The following is an 18349-nucleotide window of genomic DNA, read 5'->3' as shown; positions in this document are numbered from 1 at the left end:
GCGGCTGCCGGTCAGAGCGCTACCTTCTATAGTAGTGGTACCAGCAGCAGCGCTACGATGTTGATGATCTTGATCAGCGGGTTGATCGCGGGGCCGGCGGTGTCCTTGTACGGGTCGCCGACAGTGTCGCCGGTGACCGCAGCCTTGTGCGCCTCGCTGCCCTTGCCGCCGAAGTGGCCGTCCTCGATGTACTTCTTGGCGTTGTCCCAGGCGCCGCCGCCGGTGGTCATCGAGATCGCCACGAACAGCCCGGTGACGATGGTGCCGATCAGCAGGCCACCGAGTGCACGCGGTCCCAGCAGCAGACCGACCACGATCGGCACCACGACCGGTAACAGCGACGGTACGATCATCTCGGCGATCGCCGAACGGGTCAGCATGTCCACCGCGCGGTCGTACTGCGGCTTCCCGGTACCTTGCATGATGCCGGCGATCTCGCGGAACTGGCGCCGCACTTCCTCCACCACCGCGCCGGCGGCACGGCCCACCGCCTCCATCGCCATCGCACCGAACAGATAGGGGATCAGCCCGCCGATCAGCAGGCCGATGATCACGGTGTGATCGGACAGGTCGAAGGCGAAATGCGCGCTGGGGTGTGCGGCGCGCAGGTTGTGCGTGTAGTCGGCGAACAGCACCAGCGCGGCCAGCGCGGCCGAACCGATCGCATAGCCCTTGGTCACTGCCTTGGTGGTGTTGCCGACCGCATCCAGTGGATCGGTGATGGCACGCACCTCCGACGGTAGCTCGGCCATCTCGGCGATGCCGCCTGCGTTGTCGGTGATCGGGCCGTAGGCGTCCAGGGCCACGATCATGCCCGCCATCGACAGCATCGCGGTCGCTGCGATGGCGATGCCGTACAGGCCCGACAGCGCGAACGCTCCCCAGATCGCCGCGCACACCGCGATCACCGGCAACGCAGTCGATTTCATCGAGATACCGAGGCCGGCGATGATGTTGGTGCCGTGGCCGGTGGTGCTGGCCGCGGCCACGTGCTGTACCGGCGCATACTGGGTGCCGGTGTAGTACTCGGTGATCCATACGATCAGACCGGTCAGCGCCAGCCCGATCAACGCGCAGCCATAGAGGTTGCCGGCGCCGGCCGCGGTGTCGCCCATCAGTTGCTGGGTCACCGGCCAGAACGCCAGTGCGGCCAGCACCGCCGAGATCACCACTCCCTTGTACAGCGCGCCCATAATCGAACCGCCTGGGCGCACGCGCACGAAGAAAGTGCCGACGATCGACGCCACGATCGACACGCCGCCGAGCACCAGCGGATACAGCACGGCGTTGCGTCCTGCCTCCGCTGCCATCAGCCCGCCCAGCAGCATCGTCGCGATGAGCGTGACCGCGTAGGTTTCGAACAGGTCTGCGGCCATGCCCGCGCAGTCGCCGACATTGTCGCCGACGTTGTCGGCGATCACCGCCGGGTTGCGCGGGTCGTCTTCGGGAATTCCGGCTTCGACCTTGCCCACCAGATCGGCGCCGACGTCGGCGCCTTTGGTGAAAATGCCGCCGCCCAGGCGCGCGAAAATCGAGATCAGCGAACTGCCGAAGGCCAGCCCGACCAGTGCGTGCAGGCTGTCGGCGACGCTATGCCCCAGCCATTGCAGCGTGCCGTAATAGCCCGCCACACCGATCAGCCCAAGTCCCACCACCAGCATGCCGGTGATCGCGCCACCACGGAACGCGACGTTCATCGCCGGACCCAGTCCACGCCGTGCCGCCTCGGCGGTGCGCACGTTCGCGCGTACCGACAGGTTCATGCCGATGTAGCCGGCGGCTCCAGACAGCACCGCGCCGATCGCGAAGCCGCCGGCGGTGTACCAACTCAGAAACACCCCGACCAGAACCAACAGGATCGCGCCAGCGATGGCGATGGTCAGGTACTGACGGTTGAGGTAGGCGCGGGCGCCTTCCTCGATCGCATTGGCGATCTGCCGCATGCGTTCGTTGCCGGCCGGTTGTGCCAGGATCCAGCGCGTGGACACGATGCCATAGAGGATCGCCAAACCTGCGCACGCCAATGCCACGATCACCGCATATCGTTCCAACATGACCCCTCCCAAGGATGTGGATGACGCCCAGGCGCTGGACATGCTGCGGGATCGCGCCGTGGGAGCGTCAACAGACAACGACTCCCAGTCGTAATGCGCCGCTGGTGCGTCTAGCAATCTCGACCTGGCCTGAGCGCCGCGAGTATGCGCCCGGCCCCGGCAGGCCGCCAGCGACGCGGTCGGGATGTGGCACTTTGGCATTCGGTTCAGTTGGCACATGGCAGCGTGACCCATCGCTTCCGAGGAACAATTCGATGCAACCGACGCTTCCCCCCCGCATGCGCGTATCGGCGCTGGCCTTGAGCCTGTGCGTATTGGTACCCCTGAGTGCGCTCGCCGCCGACCCCACTCCGGAATTGCAGCGCTCCATCGGCGCGCCGCAAGCCGTGGGCGTGGTGCATACGATCCGGCAGATTCCTGAGGCCTGCGTGCGTTTCGAGGGCCAATACACCGGCGACGCCGCACAGCCGTATCGCTTCTCCGCCGTGCGCAGCAGCCCCACCTGTCAGCCGCGCGCCAAGCTGGTGGAGTTCGACCAGGCCAAGCCCAGCGAAGCGACCGGCTGGAAGTTCAACGATCTGATCCGCGTACCCAGCGCGGCTTGCCCCAGCCAGCAGGCGGTGGTGCGGGTCTGGCGCAAGCCAGTCGCGCTCAACACCGAGCGCGATGGTCAGGGCCAGTCGCGGATCTACCTGGAAGAGGCCAAGCAGCAGGCGGACGCTGGCAAAATTGCCCCGGTTCCGGAGTTCACCGTGCAAATGACCCTGGAAGGCACTGCCTGCCGCTGAGTGGCATGGGGGTGATGCCAAAGGCGCTCCCGCCGATGCCTTGTCCGGCAGATGCCGCTTGCGCTGGGTGGCATCTGCCAGGCTGGCTCAGCCTGCGTCCCGGGCCGTAGGTGGTCTTTCTGTGCGTGCCCCATCGCACGTGGCTTGGCGTCATCCTTCCCAGGCCGGTAGTTTTTTCTTCACCGCCACGTTTTTCAGTGTCACGTATTTGGGCAGGCCGTCGTTGCCATAAGCCAGCGGCGCTTCGCCGCGGATCAACGGTTGCAGGTAGCGGCGGGCTTTCTCGGTGATGCCGAAGCCGTCCTTGCGCAGGAACGACGGCGGCATTTTTTTCTCATGGTTGGCGACCTTGCTCAGCGGCGCGGCCTCGATCTTCCAACGGTAGGGCGCATCGCTGCTGCGCACGATCGCCGGCATCACCGCGTTCATGCCGTTGAGGGCGAATTGCACCGCCGCCTTGCCAACCGCCTGTGCCTGTTCCCAGTCGGTGCGCGAGGCGATATGGCGTGCCGAGCGTTGCAGGTAGTCGGGCAGGGTCCAGTGCACCTTGTAGCCGAGTTCTGACTTGACCTTGCCGGCGAGGTACGCCGCCACGCCGCCGAGCTGGCTGTGCCCGAACGCGTCGGTGCCGCCGCCTACATCGGCGACGAAGCGCCCGTCCGCGGTTCGAATGCCTTCGCTGGCCACCACCACGCACCAACCGACCTGATCCACCACCTTGCGCACCTGTGCCAGGAAGGCCGCCTCGTCGTAGGCGCGCTCGGGGAACAGGATGATCTGCGGTGCATCGTCCGGCGACTGCGCGGCCAGCCCGGCGGCGGCAGCGAGCCAGCCGGCATGCCGGCCCATGGCCTCGTAGACAAAGACCTTGGTCGAGGTTTCCGCCATGGCGGCCACGTCCAGCGCCGCTTCCCGCACCGCCACCGCAGTGTATTTGGCTGCCGAGCCGAAACCGGGGCAGGTGTCGGTCACCGTCAGGTCGTTGTCGATGGTCTTGGGCACGCCGATGCAATGCAGGGGATAGTCGAATGCCTGTGCCAGTTGTGCGACCTTCCAGGCGGTATCGGCCGAATCGTTGCCGCCGTTGTAGAGGAAGTAGCGTACCTGATGCGCTTGCAACACTTGTAGCAGGCGCTCGTACCTGGGGCGATCGGCTTCCAGCGATTTGAGCTTGTAGCGGCAAGAGCCGAAGGCGCCGCCCGGGGTGTGTGCCAGCGCGCGGATCGCCGCCGCCGATTCCTTGGAGGTGTCGATCAGGTCTTCGCGCAGTGCGCCGAGAATGCCGTTACGCGCGGCCAGCACCTTGACCTTGCGCGCTCGTGCTTCGCCGATCACGGCGGCGGCGCTGGCGTTGATGACGGCGGTGACGCCGCCGGATTGGGCGTAGAGCAGGGTGCCTTGGGCCATGGTCGAGGGTCGCTCCTGGGGTGGGGACATTGCCGGGGCATTGCCCGGATGCGGTAAACTGAGAGGCTTGCGGCGCAGCGTGGACCTATGAGTCTAACGCGGCAGGTCATGCACGGTAATTTCCTTGAGGAGTCAGGTTGATGCGATTGGTTCTATTGGGACCGCCCGGATCGGGCAAGGGCACGCAGGCGGCCCGTCTGAAGGACACGCTACAGATTCCGCACATCTCCACCGGCGATCTGCTGCGCGCGGAAGTCGCCGCCGGTACGCCGCTCGGGGTCCAGGCCAAGGAAGTGATGGCGCGTGGCGATCTGGTTTCCGACGATATTCTGCTGGGTATGCTGGCATCGCGCCTCAGTCGTGAGGATGTACGCAACGGCTTCATCCTCGATGGCTATCCGCGCAATCTTGCCCAGGCTGGGGCGCTGGACGAATTGCTGGCCAAACTCGGCCAACCGCTGGACGCGGTGGTGCAACTGGACGTGGCCACCGATCTGCTGGTGGAGCGCATCGCCGGCCGTGCCAAGGCCGAGGGGCGCGAAGACGACAATCCCGCGTCGGTGCGCAAGCGTTTGCAGGTGTACAACGATTCGACGGCGCCGGTGATCGGCTTCTACGATAAGCGCGGCACGCTCGCGCGCGTGGATGGAGTCGGCTCGCTGGACGAGGTGCTCGCCCGCATTCTGGCCGCGATCGGTCGCTGAGGCGACAGCGACCTTCCGCGGATGCGCTTGGCGCGCGTCCGCCGGTCACGTTGCGCGCTGCTTACCGCCGCGTTAGGGCGTCGTGTTGGGTCAGCGCGGCTGTGCAATGTGAGCGTCTGCCGAGCCTGTTTGCTCGTGCATGGCGCATCCGAATACTGCCACCGTGCAGTCGCCGTGGTATCAAGCCATTTGCCGGTTTGCCTGGGTCGGGGGATCGGCGACAATCGGCTCATGAGCAAAATCCATATTCTCGGCATCGCCGGTACGTTCATGGGGGGTGTCGCCGCGTTGGCGCGTGAACTCGGCTATGTGGTCGAGGGTAGCGACCATGCGATCTATCCGCCGATGTCCACGCAGTTGGAGCAATTGGGCATCGCGTTGAAGCAGGGGTACCTGCCGGAGCACATCGAGGCCGACTGCGCGCAGGTGATCGTCGGCAATGCGCTCTCGCGCGGCAACCTCGCCGTGGAGGCGGTGCTCGATGCCGGACGCGCCTACATTTCCGGGGCGCAGTGGCTCAGCGAGCAGGTGTTGCCCGGGCGCGAGACGCTGGCAGTGGCGGGCACCCATGGCAAAACCACCACCACCAGCATCCTGACCTGGCTGTTGCAATCGGCGGGTCGCGAGCCGGGGTTCCTGATCGGCGGAGTAGCCGAGGATTTCGGCGTGTCGGCGCGCCTGGGCGGTCCGGTCGCGACCCCGCAGCGGCCGTTGTTCGTGGTCGAGGCCGACGAATACGACACCGCGTTCTTCGACAAGCGCAGCAAGTTCGTGCACTACCGGCCGCTGGTGGCGGTCCTCAACAACCTCGAATACGATCACGCCGATATTTTTCCCGATGTCGCCGCGATCCAACGTCAGTTCCACCACCTGGTGCGCACGGTGCCGCACCGGGGCCGCCTGATCGTCAATGGCGAGGACGCGCATCTGCGCGAGGTGCTGGCGATGGGCTGCTGGACGCCGGTGGAGCGCTTCGGCTTCGATCCGGGGTTCGATTGGAGCGCGCGTCTGCTTGCCGCCGATGGCAGCCGTTTTGCGGTGCTGCATGCAGGCCAGCAATTGGGTGTGGTCGAATGGTCGTTGCTCGGTCGCCACAACGTGATGAACGCGCTGGCGGCTTTGGCGGCGGCGCATGCGGTTGGCGTGGCGCCTGCGCAGGTGATCCCGGCGCTGGCGCGTTTTCGCAGCGTCAAGCGGCGGCTGGAAGTGCTTGGTCAGGCGCAGGGCATCACCGTGTACGACGATTTCGCCCATCATCCCACCGCGATCCGCACCACCCTGGAAGGGTTGCGTGCCAAGGTCGGTACGGCGCGCATCGTGGTGGCGATGGAGCCGCGCAGCAATTCGATGCGCTTAGGCGCGCATGCCGATGCGCTGGCGCCGTCGCTTGAGGTGGCCGATGCGGTGGTGTTCCTGCAGCGTCCGGAACTCGCATGGGACGCCGGCAAAGTGATCGCCGCAGTGCGCGGCCAGGCTTACGCCGCCACCGACGTGGACGCGCTACTGGCGGCGTTGCAGACGCAGGCACGCGCGGGCGACCATGTGGTGTTCATGTCCAACGGCGGTTTCGACGGCGCGCCGCGGCGTTTCCTGGCGGCGCTTCAATGATTCTGATCGGACGCAGCGGAGTGTGCGAGTGAGCGTGGAGCGAACGACGCTGCCGCTATTCATGCTGCATAAAGTGCTGCTGCCAGGCGCATCGATGAAGCTGCGCGTGTTTGAGCCGCGTTATCTGGATATGGTTCGCGAGTGCGGCCGTCACGACAGCGGTTTCGGTGTTTGCTTGATCCTGCATGGCAGTGAGGCCGGTGCCGCAGCGTTACCGGCGGAGTTCGGCATCGAGGCGCGCATCGTCGATTTCGATGTCGGCACCGATGGCGTGCTGCTGTTGAGTCTGCGCGGCGCGCGGCGCTTTCATGTGGCGCGTCACTGGACTCGCGACAATGGCCTGGTGGTTGGCGATGTGGCGTGGTGCGAACCGGATCACGACGACGAACTGCGTCCGCAGCATGCGCTGCTGGCGACGCTGCTGGAGAGCCTGTTGGACCAGGCGGCTGCGGTGTATCCGGTGGTCGGGCCACGCCTGCTGGATCAGGCCGCCTGGGTCGGCTGGCGTCTGGCCGAACTGCTGCCGCTTGACGAACGGCAACGCCTGTCACTGTTGCAGCAAGACGATCCGCACGTGCGGCTGGAGCAATTGCTGGCCTGGATTCCGTGAGCGGCGATTCATGACGTCGTGCCGATTTTCGCGCCCGATTCGGTGCCGGCGTTGCTTGGCGTGGCACATAAGCCAGCCACGCGCTGCGTCCCATGAGCGCGAAGATCGGCGGGCGACGGTATCCTCGACAGCGCCGCGCTCCTGCGTTCAGCCTCGGGCTGATCTGTGTGGATGATGATTGGTCGCGATCCTCCCGCATCGCAGCTGCCACCGGCAATGGCCCAGCGCACCGGGCGGGCGGATACCCGTACATCGTTTCCACCCATGATCGAGGAAACTTCAGATGACGCGTTCTTTCCTGCTTTTACTGCTCTCTGCCAGCGGTTGCCTGAGTCTTCCGGCTATGGCCGCAGGCGCTGTCGCCCCTGGCGCTGGCGTGTGTTCGGACGGCTCCATCGTCCAGGTGACCGGCAACGCCGACCAGCCGGTAGCCAAGACCTGTCTGGCCGATGCCATAAAGGGGTTTCCGCTGAAGCGTGGTCAGTTGGTCGCGATCGAGCTTCCCGAAAATAATTCGACCGGCATGTCATGGGCGTTGCGCACTCTGCCGCGGTCGCTGTCGCTGCTCGATGTCTCTCGCCGCCCGAGTAGCTCCTGTGGCAAGGGAGAAGTGGGGTGCGGTGGGAGTGTCATCTTCACCTTCAAGGCGATGAATCGTGGCAATGGTGTCGTCGACCTGATCTACGCGCGGCCCAGGGAAGAGCAGGCTTCGGATTCGCGATCTGTCAGGCTTGAGGTGAAGTAGTCGGGTTCCACGCAGGTCAGGGTCGTCGCCGCGGTCGCCGTGCTTGGTGTGTGATCGCAGTCTTATTTACTGCGCCGCTTTACTGCGCCGCGGGCTCGATCGGTGCGGCGGTGGGAGCCGAGGTTCAGTCCAGCGGTGCCTGTATTTCGCCGTCGCTGTGCAACAGCAGTACCGACCTTGGACTTGTTACGTGTGGGCAGGGCGTGCAGTGCTTCGGTCAGCGCGTTCGGTGCCGCCAGAGACAGCGGTCGCTACATCCGGATCAAATTGAAATGGTGTTAGTAGCGCAGGCTTTGTGCGCTGCCGATCCATAGCGGTACGTCGCCCGGCTGAAGGTGGAGTTCGTCTGCGCGCTTGCCGGGCAAAGCATCAGCAGCGATTCCATCCGGGTGTATCCAACCTTGCTGGCAACACCGGCACCTGTGTGGGTATGCGCTGTGTCGTCGTGCTGTGGTGTAACCGTTAGCCCATGGCAACGAGTTGGCGTTGCAAAGACGTTAGCGCTCCGGCCACCTGTAAGTTCAGTGACCAGCGTTGGTCGGCGTCGAATGCGTTGCATCGCGATGGTCGTTGCGACCAGTCGTGCCGCCGCCATGTTGAGGCTGCCATCCCTGTTAGCGGTGGTGACGGTGGTTTGAAGTTGACCAGCTTGCTTTCCAGGTGGCAATGTAACTGGAGTACGCTCCGACAAGTGGTGGAGCTGAAGATCGAGAATCTGTGGCGGGTAGCATCGATTCGGCCGCTGCTGGTTCAATGGCACTCAAGCTGATGTGTTGAACGCCATCGGCGCGACCGCCGGCCACAATATTTGCTGATATTTGCTTTATTTACCTGTATCCGTGCCATGGTTCTGGCGTCTACGGGCGCTGTTGCGATTCCGTATTTTTTTCGTACATAAGAATCAATTATGAAAAAAATATTAAAAAATAGTTCAGCTCATCGATAGTGGTTCACGTTCTCTAAGGAATTAAACTTTGTGAGGGTGGCGTGGAAAATTTTGAAGTAATGGTTCCGAAAGTTGATGGTCAAAACGCTTTCGCTAGTGTGAATGATGATGCCTGGTTCCCATTGTCCGCAAATCAGCGCAATTTATGGTTTTTGTACAAATTGCAGCCGGAGTTGCAGGGGAATTACAACATTAGCTTTTTCGCACGTCTTCTTGGTGCAGTTGATCTTGACTTATTGGATAAGGCGATTGCAGAGCTAATGAAGCGTCATGCGATGTTGCGCACTCGCTTTCGTGATGTGGGCAAAGAGCCGGAACAAAGAAGCGAGCGTTTTGCGCGGTTGCAACTTCAAGTGGTTGATGTATATGGGGTAAAATCCGCGGATCTTGATAGTATGGTCAAGGAAGATAGCGTTCGGCCTTTCGATCTCACAGTTGCTCCGTTATTTAGAGTCGGGATTTATCGGGTCAATGCGCAAGAAAGCGTTATTGTTTTGACATTCAATCATCTTGTGGTGGATGGTTGGTCGCTTTGGCGTTTGATCGAAGAATTGGGCGTTATTCTGGAGGGAATTGGTGGCGCTGCGCCATTACGCCCGGTGGTCTCCTGTGGCAGTGAATCGAAGCCGAGCTACTTCGATTATGTGTGCTGGCAACGTGATTGGATTAACGGTGATGGCGGAAGTAAGCAATTTTCTTATTGGAAGGAATTGCTTGCTGATGAGGTTCCATCCTTGAATTTGCCGGTACGCACGCCACGGGCGGCGTTTCCAGCGAAGCACCGAGATGCCATCTACTTTGGTTTGGACATGGAGTTGTCCATGAAGTTGAATAATTTTTCAGATCGCTGTAATTCCTCGATCTACGTGGTCTTGCTGGCGGCTTATTTCATTTTGTTGCGTCGGATTACGGGTCAGGATGATTTCAATGTCGGATCGCCGATGCCGGCTCGGAGAGGGAAGAAGTGGTCCGATGTCACCGGGGCATTCTTTAATCAGGTCGTCTTGCAAGCTAATTTCGATCCTGATCTTACCGTCGGGGAGTTGCTGCGCAGAGTGCGTAGTCGCGTTAGGCGTGCGATGGAAAATCAGGATTTTCCATTTTTCGAGTTGGTCGAACGACTTAATCCTCATCGAGAGGAAAGTCGTTCGCCATTTTTTCAGACCATGTTCGTATTTCAGAATCCGCGTGGCTTTGGCGATGCGTTGAATATTTTGGTCGGCGATGATGAAATTGCGCCTGTGCATTGGGGTGGTTTGCATCTCGTTCACTTCTGCCATCCTCCGATTGCTGGTGCTGCAGCACTTGACCTTGTATTAGAGGCGGTCAAATGGGGAGGAAAGATAGGTTTCATTCTGGATTTTGATCCATTGCTTTTCGAGCGTTCGACGCTGGAGCAGTGGATGGGACATTGGCGTCATCTGTTGGAAGCCATGGTGGCCGAGGGCGCTGAAGATCAGGTGGTGGATCGTCTGCCATTACTGTCTGAGGCCGAGCTCCATCAAGTGTTGACGCAGTGGAATGCAACTGCGGAAGATTATCCGCGCGATGCGTGTGTACATGAGTTGTTCGAGAGGCAGGTGGCGCGTGATCCATCGGCCATCGCGGTGGTGCAGGGCGAGGTGTCGCTGACATACGGCGAGTTGAATGCGAGGGCCAACCGTCTGGCGCATTACCTGCGCGAATTGGGCGTGTGCCCGGACGATCGCGTGGCGATCTGCGTGCAGCGTAGTGTGGAGATGGTGGTGGCGTTGCTGGCGGTGTTGAAGGCCGGTGGCGCGTATGTGCCGCTGGATCCGGCCTATCCGCCGGAGCGACTGGCCTACATGCTCGCCGATTGTGGTGCGGTGGCGGTGCTGACGCAGACCGCCAGCCGCAGCCTGATCGAGGAGAGTGCTGCTTCGGCCGTGATCGTCGATCTGCACGTCGACGCCGAGCGCTGGGCACAACTGCCGGACAGCAATCCGGATCGCAATGCCATTGGTTTGGCTACGCGCCATCTGGCGTATGTGATCTATACGTCCGGATCGACCGGTGCGCCCAAAGGCGTGATGATCGAGCACCGGGGTTGTGTCAATTTATACCATCACTACGCTCTTGGCTATTTAAGGCAGGGCGAGAAGGTATTGGTTGTTTCTTCTTTTTCTTTTGACCTGACGCTTAAGAATATTTTTTCTCCATTATTTGTTGGTTCTACTGTCGTATTGGCGCCGGCAGTTGTAATGGTGGGGTCAAGTATTTTGAGTCTTCTTGAGTCGAGTGGCGCCGCGTTGATCAATTGTGCGCCAAGTCAGTTGTATGGAGTTTTTGATGAATGCGGGTCTGGAAATAAGGAAATTCTGCTTGATCAGTTGCGCTATATTGTACTTGGTGGAGAGTCGATAAAAGGAGATCGCCTTTCGGCATGGATTTCAGGTAATGAAAAGTATGTATTTGTAAATAGTTATGGGCCCGCTGAAATCACGGACGTTGCTGTCGATGGTGTTATCAAAGATCTCTTTGCATCGGAGACGATGCCAATCGGTCGTCCTATCGCCAATACGCGCATCTACATCCTGGATGCACACGATGCGCCAGTTCCGGTCGGGGTAGTGGGCGAGTTGTATATCGGCGGCGATGGAGTGGGGCGTGGGTATCTCAATCGTGACGACTTGACCGCCGAGCGCTTCCTCACCGATCCATTCAGTGCCGATCCGGCTGCGCGGATGTACCGCACTGGTGATCTGGGGCGCTGGCGTGCCGACGGTACGATCGAGTTTGTCGGACGCAACGATCACCAGGTCAAGATCCGTGGATTCCGCATCGAGTTGGGCGAGATCGAGGCACGGCTGAGCGCGCATGCGGATGTGCGCGAGTGTGTGGTGGTGGCGCTGGAGGATGCGACAGGCACGGGCAAACGGCTGGTGGCGTACTGGGTCGGTGCCGAGGAGGTGACGTCCGAACATCTGGGCGCAGAAACTTTGCGCAGCTGGCTATCGGATGTGCTACCGGATTACATGGTCCCAGCCGCCTATGTGCGGTTGGATCGCCTGCCACTGACCCCGAACGGTAAGCTGGATCGCAAGGCATTGCCAGCACCGGATGGGTCGGCTTATGCAGCGCATGCGTATGAAGCGCCGCAGGGCAACATCGAACAAACGATTGCCACGATTTGGAGCGATCTGCTTGGTCTAGAGAACATCGGGCGGCACGATAATTTCTTCGCTCTCGGCGGTCACTCGTTGCTGACGGTACGGGTCGCTTCGCGCTTGCGTCAGCAGTTGGATATCGAGATCGGCGTGGCCGACCTATTTGCGCATGCGACGCTCCAGCAGCTTGCCGCGCGTGTGGCGTCTTCCTCTAGCGCGGTCTTGCCACCGATCGTACCACTGGAGCAGGATGCGTCGCGCGTGCTGTCGTTTGCGCAGCAGCGGCTCTGGTTTCTGTCGCAATTCGAAGGCGTCAGCCAGGCGTATCACATCAGCGGCGGCCTGCGTTTGCGTGGGGCGCTGGACACCCAGGCGTTGCAACGTGCACTGGATCGCATCGTGGCGCGGCACGCATCGCTGCGCACGACCTTTGGGCTGGTCGATGGGCAGGCGCTGCAGCAAATCGCCGCCGAGGACAGCGGCTTCCAGTTGATCGTTCACGATCTAGGCGAGTTGGTTGAGCGCGAGGACGCGCTGGAGCGTTTATTGGCCGATGAGGCGAAAGCACCATTTGCTCTGGAGCGCGGCCCGCTGATCCGTGGCCGGCTGGTGCAGCTTGCCGATGACGAGTCCGTGCTGTTCGTGACAATGCACCACATCGTCTCGGACGGGTGGTCCTTGGGGATTTTGATCGACGAACTGAGCGTGCTGTATCGGGCATTTGCACGTGGCGAGGCCGATCCGCTAACGCCATTGCCGATCCAATATGCCGATTATGCGAGCTGGCAGCGGCAATGGCTGGCGGGCGAGGTGTTGGATCAGCAGGCCAGTTACTGGCGCGAGACGCTGTCCGGTGCGCCGGTGCTGCTGGAACTGCCGACGGATCGTCCGCGTCCAGCCCGTCAGGACCATGCCGGCGCGACGCTGGAGGTGGTCGTCGGTCCGCAGCAGGCACAGGCGCTAAAGGCGCTGAGCCAGCGGCATGGGCTGACGTTGTACATGACGTTAATCGCGAGTTGGGCGTTGCTGCTATCGCGGCTTTCCGGGCAGGAGGATGTGGTCATCGGCAGTCCAGTGGCCAATCGTGGTCGCTCCGAGACCGAAGGGCTGATCGGCTTCTTCGTCAACACGCTGGCATTGCGCGTGGAGTTGTCTGGCTCGCCGACGCTGGCGCAACTGCTGGCATCGGTGAAGGCGCGTGCGCTGCAGGCGCAGGCGCATCAGGACATCCCGTTCGAGCAGGTGGTGGAGCTATTACAACCGCCGCGCAGCCTGGCGCATGCACCGTTGTTCCAAGTGATGTTGGCGTGGCAAAACACACCACATGGTGAGTTGGATCTTGGCGAGATAGAGACCAGTGAAGTTGGCGTCGCACAGACGAGCGCGCAGTTCGACTTGTCGTTGTCTTTGGCGGAGAGCGAAGAGGGGATTGTCGGCAGTCTGACCTATGCCACAGCGCTATTCGAGCATTCGACTCTAGAGCGGTGGATGGGACATTGGCGCCATCTGTTGGCGGCGATGTTGGCCGAGGGCGCCGAAGATCAGGCGGTGGATCGTTTGCCATTGCTGGACGAGGTCGAGCGCTATCAGGTGCTGACGCAGTGGAATGCAACCGCAGAGGATTACCCGCGCGATGCGTGTATACATGAGTTGTTCGAGAGGCAGGTGGCGCGTGATCCATCGGCCATCGCGGTGGTGCAGGGCGAGGTGTCGCTGACATACGGCGAGTTGAATGCGAGGGCCAACCGTCTGGCGCATTACCTGCGCGAATTGGGCGTGTGCCCGGACGATCGCGTGGCGATCTGCGTGCAGCGTAGTGTGGAGATGGTGGTGGCGGTGCTGGCGGTGCTCAAGGCCGGTGGTGCTTATGTTCCGCTGGACCCGGCCTATCCGCGGGAGCGGCTGGCCTATATGCAATCCGATTGCGGCGCGGTGGCGGTGCTGACGGATGCCGCCAGCCGCCACCTAGTCGAGGACAGTGCCGCTACGGCAGTGATCGTGGACCTGCAAGCCGACGGCGAGCCCTGGGAGCACCTACCGGACAGCAATCCCGACCGTCATGCCAATGGCCTGACCGCACGCCATTTGGCGTATGTGATCTACACGTCCGGATCGACCGGTGCGCCCAAGGGTGCTATGAACGAGCATCGCGGCTTGGTCAACATGGCTTGCGCTCAGAAGAAAATATTATTCTTAAATTCCAATAGCCGTATCTTGCAGTTTGCCTCTTTCAGTTTCGATGCCTGTACGTTCGAAATTATGATGGCGATCTGCTGGGGGGGGGCATTATTTATCCCATTCAATAATGAAATTCTGGCGGGAGATGATTTTTTTGAAATAATCAAGAAGAAGGAAATCACCAACGCGACGTTGCCACCAATAGTGTTGCCTACGGTGTCAAATGTTGAAGAGCTGGTCTCTTTGCAAACGGTTGTCGTTGCAGGTGAGGCACTGCCTGCTGCGATGGTGAAACGTTGGGGTGAAGGAAGACGTTTGATCAATGCATATGGGCCCACGGAGACGACGGTCTGTGTCAGTGTGCATGAATGTGATGCGAATGCGACGGGAGCACCACCGATCGGTCGTCCGATTGCTAATGTGCGCATCTATATCCTCGATGCACACGGTGCACCAGTTTCGATTGGAGTGGTGGGCGAGTTGTATATCGGCGGTGATGGCGTGGGGCGTGGGTATCTCAATCGCGACGACTTGACCACAGAACGCTTCCTCATCGATCCATTCAGTACCGATCCGACGGCGCGGATGTACCGTAGTGGCGATCTGGGTCGCTGGCGTGCCGATGGCACGATCGAGTTTGTGGGCCGCAACGATCACCAGGTCAAGATCCGCGGTTTCCGCATCGAGTTAGGCGAGATCGAAGCGCGTCTGAGTGCGCATGCAGATGTGCGCGAGTGCGTGGTGGTGCCGCTGGATGCGGCGGCAGGCAGCGACAAGCGGTTGGTAGCGTACTGGGTTGGTGCCGAGGATGTAGATGCACAGAGATTGCGCAGTTGGCTATCGGATGTGCTACCGGACTACATGGTGCCGGCGGCCTATGTGCAACTGGACAAGCTGCCGTTGACCGCCAACGGCAAGCTGGATCGCAAGGCATTGCCGGCACCGGATGGTGTGGCTTATGCGGCGCATGCGTATGAAGCACCGCAGGGTGAAATCGAACAAGCCATTGCGGTGATCTGGCGCGACCTGTTGGGTCTGGAGACGATCGGGCGGCACGACAACTTCTTCGCTCTCGGCGGGCATTCGTTGCTGGTGGTGCGGGTCGCGTCGCGCTTGCGTCAGGACTTGGGTGCCGAGATCGGCGTGGCCGAGTTGTTCGCCCATGCCACGCTCCAGCAGCTTGCCGCTTGTGTGGCGTCTTCCTCCGGCGCGATCTTGTCGCCGATCATGCCGCTGGCACCAGATGCACCGCGCGTGCTGTCGTTTGCACAGCAACGGCTCTGGTTCCTGTCGCAGTTCGAGGGTGTCAGTCAGGCATATCACATCAGCGGTGGCCTGCGTTTGCGCGGGCCACTGGAGAGGCATGCGCTGCAACGTGCGCTGGATCGCATCGTGGCGCGGCATGCATCGCTGCGTACGACCTTCGCCTTGATCGATGGGCAAGCATTGCAGCAGGTCGCTGCTGAGGATAGTGGCTTCCATTTGATCGCTCACGATCTGCGGGAGGTGCCCGAGCATGAGGCGGTGCTGGAGCGGCTGTTGGCCGAGGAAGCGCAGACACCCTTCGCGCTGGATCGCGGCCCGCTGATCCGTGGCGTGTTGGTACAGCTCGCCCACGACGAACACGTCCTCTTCGTGACCATGCACCACATCGTCTCGGACGGGTGGTCGATGGGGATTTTGACCAACGAGTTGAGCGCGCTGTATCGAGCGTTTGCACGTGGTGAAGCCGATCCTTTACCGCCGTTGCCGATCCAATATGCCGATTATGCGAGTTGGCAGCGGCAATGGTTGGTGGGCGAAGTATTGCAGCAACAGGCGACTTACTGGCGCGAAACGCTGTCCGGTGCGCCGGTGTTGCTGGAGTTGCCAACGGATCGTCCGCGACCTGCCCGGCAAGACCATGCCGGCGCAGCGCTGGAAGTGGTCGTCGGTCCGCAGCAGGCGCAGGCGCTGAAGGAACTCAGCCAGCGGCACGGGCTGACGATGTATATGACCTTACTCGCCAGTTGCGCGATGCTGCTATCGCGCTTGTCTGGACAGGACGATGTGGTGATCGGCAGTCCGGTGGCCAATCGTGGTCGCTCGGAGACCGAGGGGCTGATCGGCTTCTTTGTCAATACACTGGCGTTGCGGGTGGAGTTGTCCGGCTCGCCGACGTTGGCGCAGTTACTGGCGTCGGTGAAGGAGCGTGCGCTGCAAGCACAGACGCATCAGGACATCCCGTTCGAGCAGGTGGTGGAATTAGTGCAGCCGCCGCGCAGCCTGGCGCATGCACCGTTGTTCCAGGTGATGTTCGCCTGGCAGAACACACCGCAGGGTGTGTTGAATCTTGGCGAACTCGATGCCAGTGGTCTGGGTGCGGCGCAGACGAGCGTGCAGTTCGATCTATCGCTGTCCTTGGAAGAAAGCAAGGATGGGATCGTCGGCAGTCTGACCTATGCCACCGCGTTGTTCGAGCATGCGACGCTGGAGCGATGGATAGGTCATTGGCAGCATTTGTTGGCGGCGATGGTGGCCGAAGACGCTGACGATCGGGCGGTGGACCGTCTACCAATCCTGGGTGAGGCCGAGCGCCATCAGGTATTGATTCAATGGAATGCGACAGCGGCGGATTATCCGCGCGATGCGTGTGTGCACGAGTTGTTCGAGGCGCAGGTGGCGCGCGATCCCACGGCGATCGCGGTGGTGCAGGGCGAGGCGTCGCTGACGTATGGCGAGTTGAACGCACGTGCCAATCGCCTGGCGCATTACCTGCGCGAGTTGGGTGTGCGCCCGGACGAGCGGGTGGCGATCTGCGTGCAGCGCAGCGTGGAGATGGTGGTGGCGTTACTTGCCGTGCTGAAAGCCGGTGGTGCGTATGTGCCGCTGGATCCTGCTTATCCGCCGGAGCGGCTGGCCTACATGCGTGCCGATTGCGGCGCGTTGACGGTGCTGACGGATACCGCCAGCCGGCACCTTGTCGAGGGCAGTGGTAATTCTACTGTGATCGTCGATCTGCAAGTAGACGGCACGCGCTGGGAGCATCTGCCTGACAGTAATCCCGACCGTCATGCCAATGGCCTGACCGCACGCCATTTGGCGTATGTGATCTATACATCCGGATCGACCGGCGCGCCGAAGGGTGTCATGATCGAGCACAGGAATCTGTGCAACTACGCGTTGGATGCGGTGACGTTGTTCGGGGTGACGCAATCCGATCTCGTCTTGCAACAAAATTCGATCAGCTTCGATCTTTCGGTGGAAGAAATCTTCCCTGCCTTGCTTGGCGGGGCTGCACTTGTTCTTGCACCAACGATATTCGGCGCTGTGGATCATGGATGCGGAGAGATATCTTCGTCCCCACGGGTGACGGTGGTGCATTTGACGATGGCGCATTGGCATAGCCTTGTCGGCACATGGAAGCAATCGCCGGAACTGGCACGTGTACAACTGCAAGGCGTGCGACTTCTGAATGTCACTGGAGATGCCATATCTCCGCAGAAGCTAAGGGAATGGCATGCATTAAGGCCTCACAACATAGAAGTTGTTAATACCTATGGACCGACAGAGACCACGGTTTCTTGTACTGCAGAACATCTGACGCAAGATGCCGAATGCGATTCGGCTGTCACTATCGGACAGCCTCTCGCCAATACGCGTATTTATATCCTGGATATAAACAGTGCGCCGGTTCCGATCGGGGTGGTGGGCGAGCTGTATATCGGTGGCGATGGCGTGGGGCGTGGGTATCTCAATCGCGATGACTTGACCGCCGAGCGCTTCCTCACCGATCCGTTCAGCGACGATCCGACGGCACGGATGTACCGCACTGGCGATCTGGGGTGCTGGCGTGCCGACGGCACGATCGAGTTTGTCGGACGCAACGATCACCAGGTCAAGATCAGTGGATTCCGCATCGAATTGGGCGAGATCGAGGCACGGCTGAGCGCGCATGCGGATGTGCGCGAGTGCGTGGTGGTGGCGCTCGATGATGCGGTAGTAGCCGACAAGCGGCTGGTCGCGTATTGGGTCGGTGTCGAGGGCGTGACCTCCGAGCATCTGGGCGCAGAAACTTTACGCAGCTGGCTAACGGATGTGTTGCCGGATTACATGGTCCCAGCCGCTTATGTGCGGTTGGATCGCCTGCCACTGACCCCGAATGGCAAGCTGGATCGTAAGGCGTTACCGGCACCTGATGG

At 61.2% G+C, this 18349-nt stretch carries 8 protein-coding genes; 6 read left to right on the top strand and 2 right to left on the bottom strand.

Annotation, left to right across the window (positions count from 1 at the left end):
* Positions 1-26: 26 nt before the first annotated feature.
* Positions 27-2054: a sodium-translocating pyrophosphatase gene (locus tag XalbCFBP2523_RS11935; RefSeq protein WP_045765374.1), complete on the bottom strand. Its 2028-nt coding sequence runs from the start codon at positions 2052-2054 to the stop codon at positions 27-29.
* A 278-nt stretch (positions 2055-2332) separates the two neighbouring features.
* On the opposite strand from XalbCFBP2523_RS11935, the gene XalbCFBP2523_RS11930 reads away from it, so the two are divergent.
* Positions 2333-2842, top strand: coding sequence for a hypothetical protein (locus XalbCFBP2523_RS11930; RefSeq protein ID WP_407071001.1), 510 nt, complete (start codon positions 2333-2335; stop codon positions 2840-2842).
* Between the two features lie 150 nt (positions 2843-2992).
* On the opposite strand, the gene XalbCFBP2523_RS11925 is transcribed toward XalbCFBP2523_RS11930, so the two are convergent.
* Entirely contained in the window at positions 2993-4249 is a 1257-nt protein-coding gene (locus XalbCFBP2523_RS11925; RefSeq protein WP_012915295.1) for a 6-phosphofructokinase, read from the bottom strand.
* 140 nt (positions 4250-4389) lie between these two features.
* On the opposite strand from XalbCFBP2523_RS11925, the gene XalbCFBP2523_RS11920 reads away from it, so the two are divergent.
* The 5 genes from XalbCFBP2523_RS11920 to XalbCFBP2523_RS11895 form a co-directional block, all read left to right on the top strand.
* The gene (locus XalbCFBP2523_RS11920) at positions 4390-4953 is read left to right on the top strand and encodes an adenylate kinase (protein ID WP_045760477.1); all 564 of its coding nucleotides are present in this window, start codon (positions 4390-4392) and stop codon (positions 4951-4953) included.
* 231 nt (positions 4954-5184) lie between these two features.
* Positions 5185-6561: a UDP-N-acetylmuramate:L-alanyl-gamma-D-glutamyl-meso-diaminopimelate ligase gene (gene mpl, locus XalbCFBP2523_RS11915; RefSeq protein ID WP_045765375.1), complete on the top strand. Its 1377-nt coding sequence runs from the start codon at positions 5185-5187 to the stop codon at positions 6559-6561.
* 28 nt (positions 6562-6589) lie between these two features.
* A complete protein-coding gene (locus tag XalbCFBP2523_RS11910) occupies positions 6590-7171 on the top strand; it encodes an LON peptidase substrate-binding domain-containing protein (protein ID WP_045760479.1) in 582 nt (193 codons plus the stop codon).
* A gap of 283 nt (positions 7172-7454) precedes the next feature.
* The gene (locus tag XalbCFBP2523_RS11905; RefSeq protein WP_045765376.1) at positions 7455-7916 is read left to right on the top strand and encodes a protease inhibitor I42 family protein; all 462 of its coding nucleotides are present in this window, start codon (positions 7455-7457) and stop codon (positions 7914-7916) included.
* A gap of 1005 nt (positions 7917-8921) precedes the next feature.
* A partial coding sequence (locus tag XalbCFBP2523_RS11895; RefSeq protein WP_146084079.1) for a non-ribosomal peptide synthetase occupies positions 8922-18349 on the top strand: 9428 nt, incomplete at its 3' end.

It is taken from the genome of Xanthomonas albilineans (assembly GCF_002939705.1).
GTDB lineage: Bacteria > Pseudomonadota > Gammaproteobacteria > Xanthomonadales > Xanthomonadaceae > Xanthomonas_A > Xanthomonas_A albilineans.
Note: the sequence above shows the minus strand (reverse complement) of the source record. Positions and strands in the feature narration are given on the sequence as shown.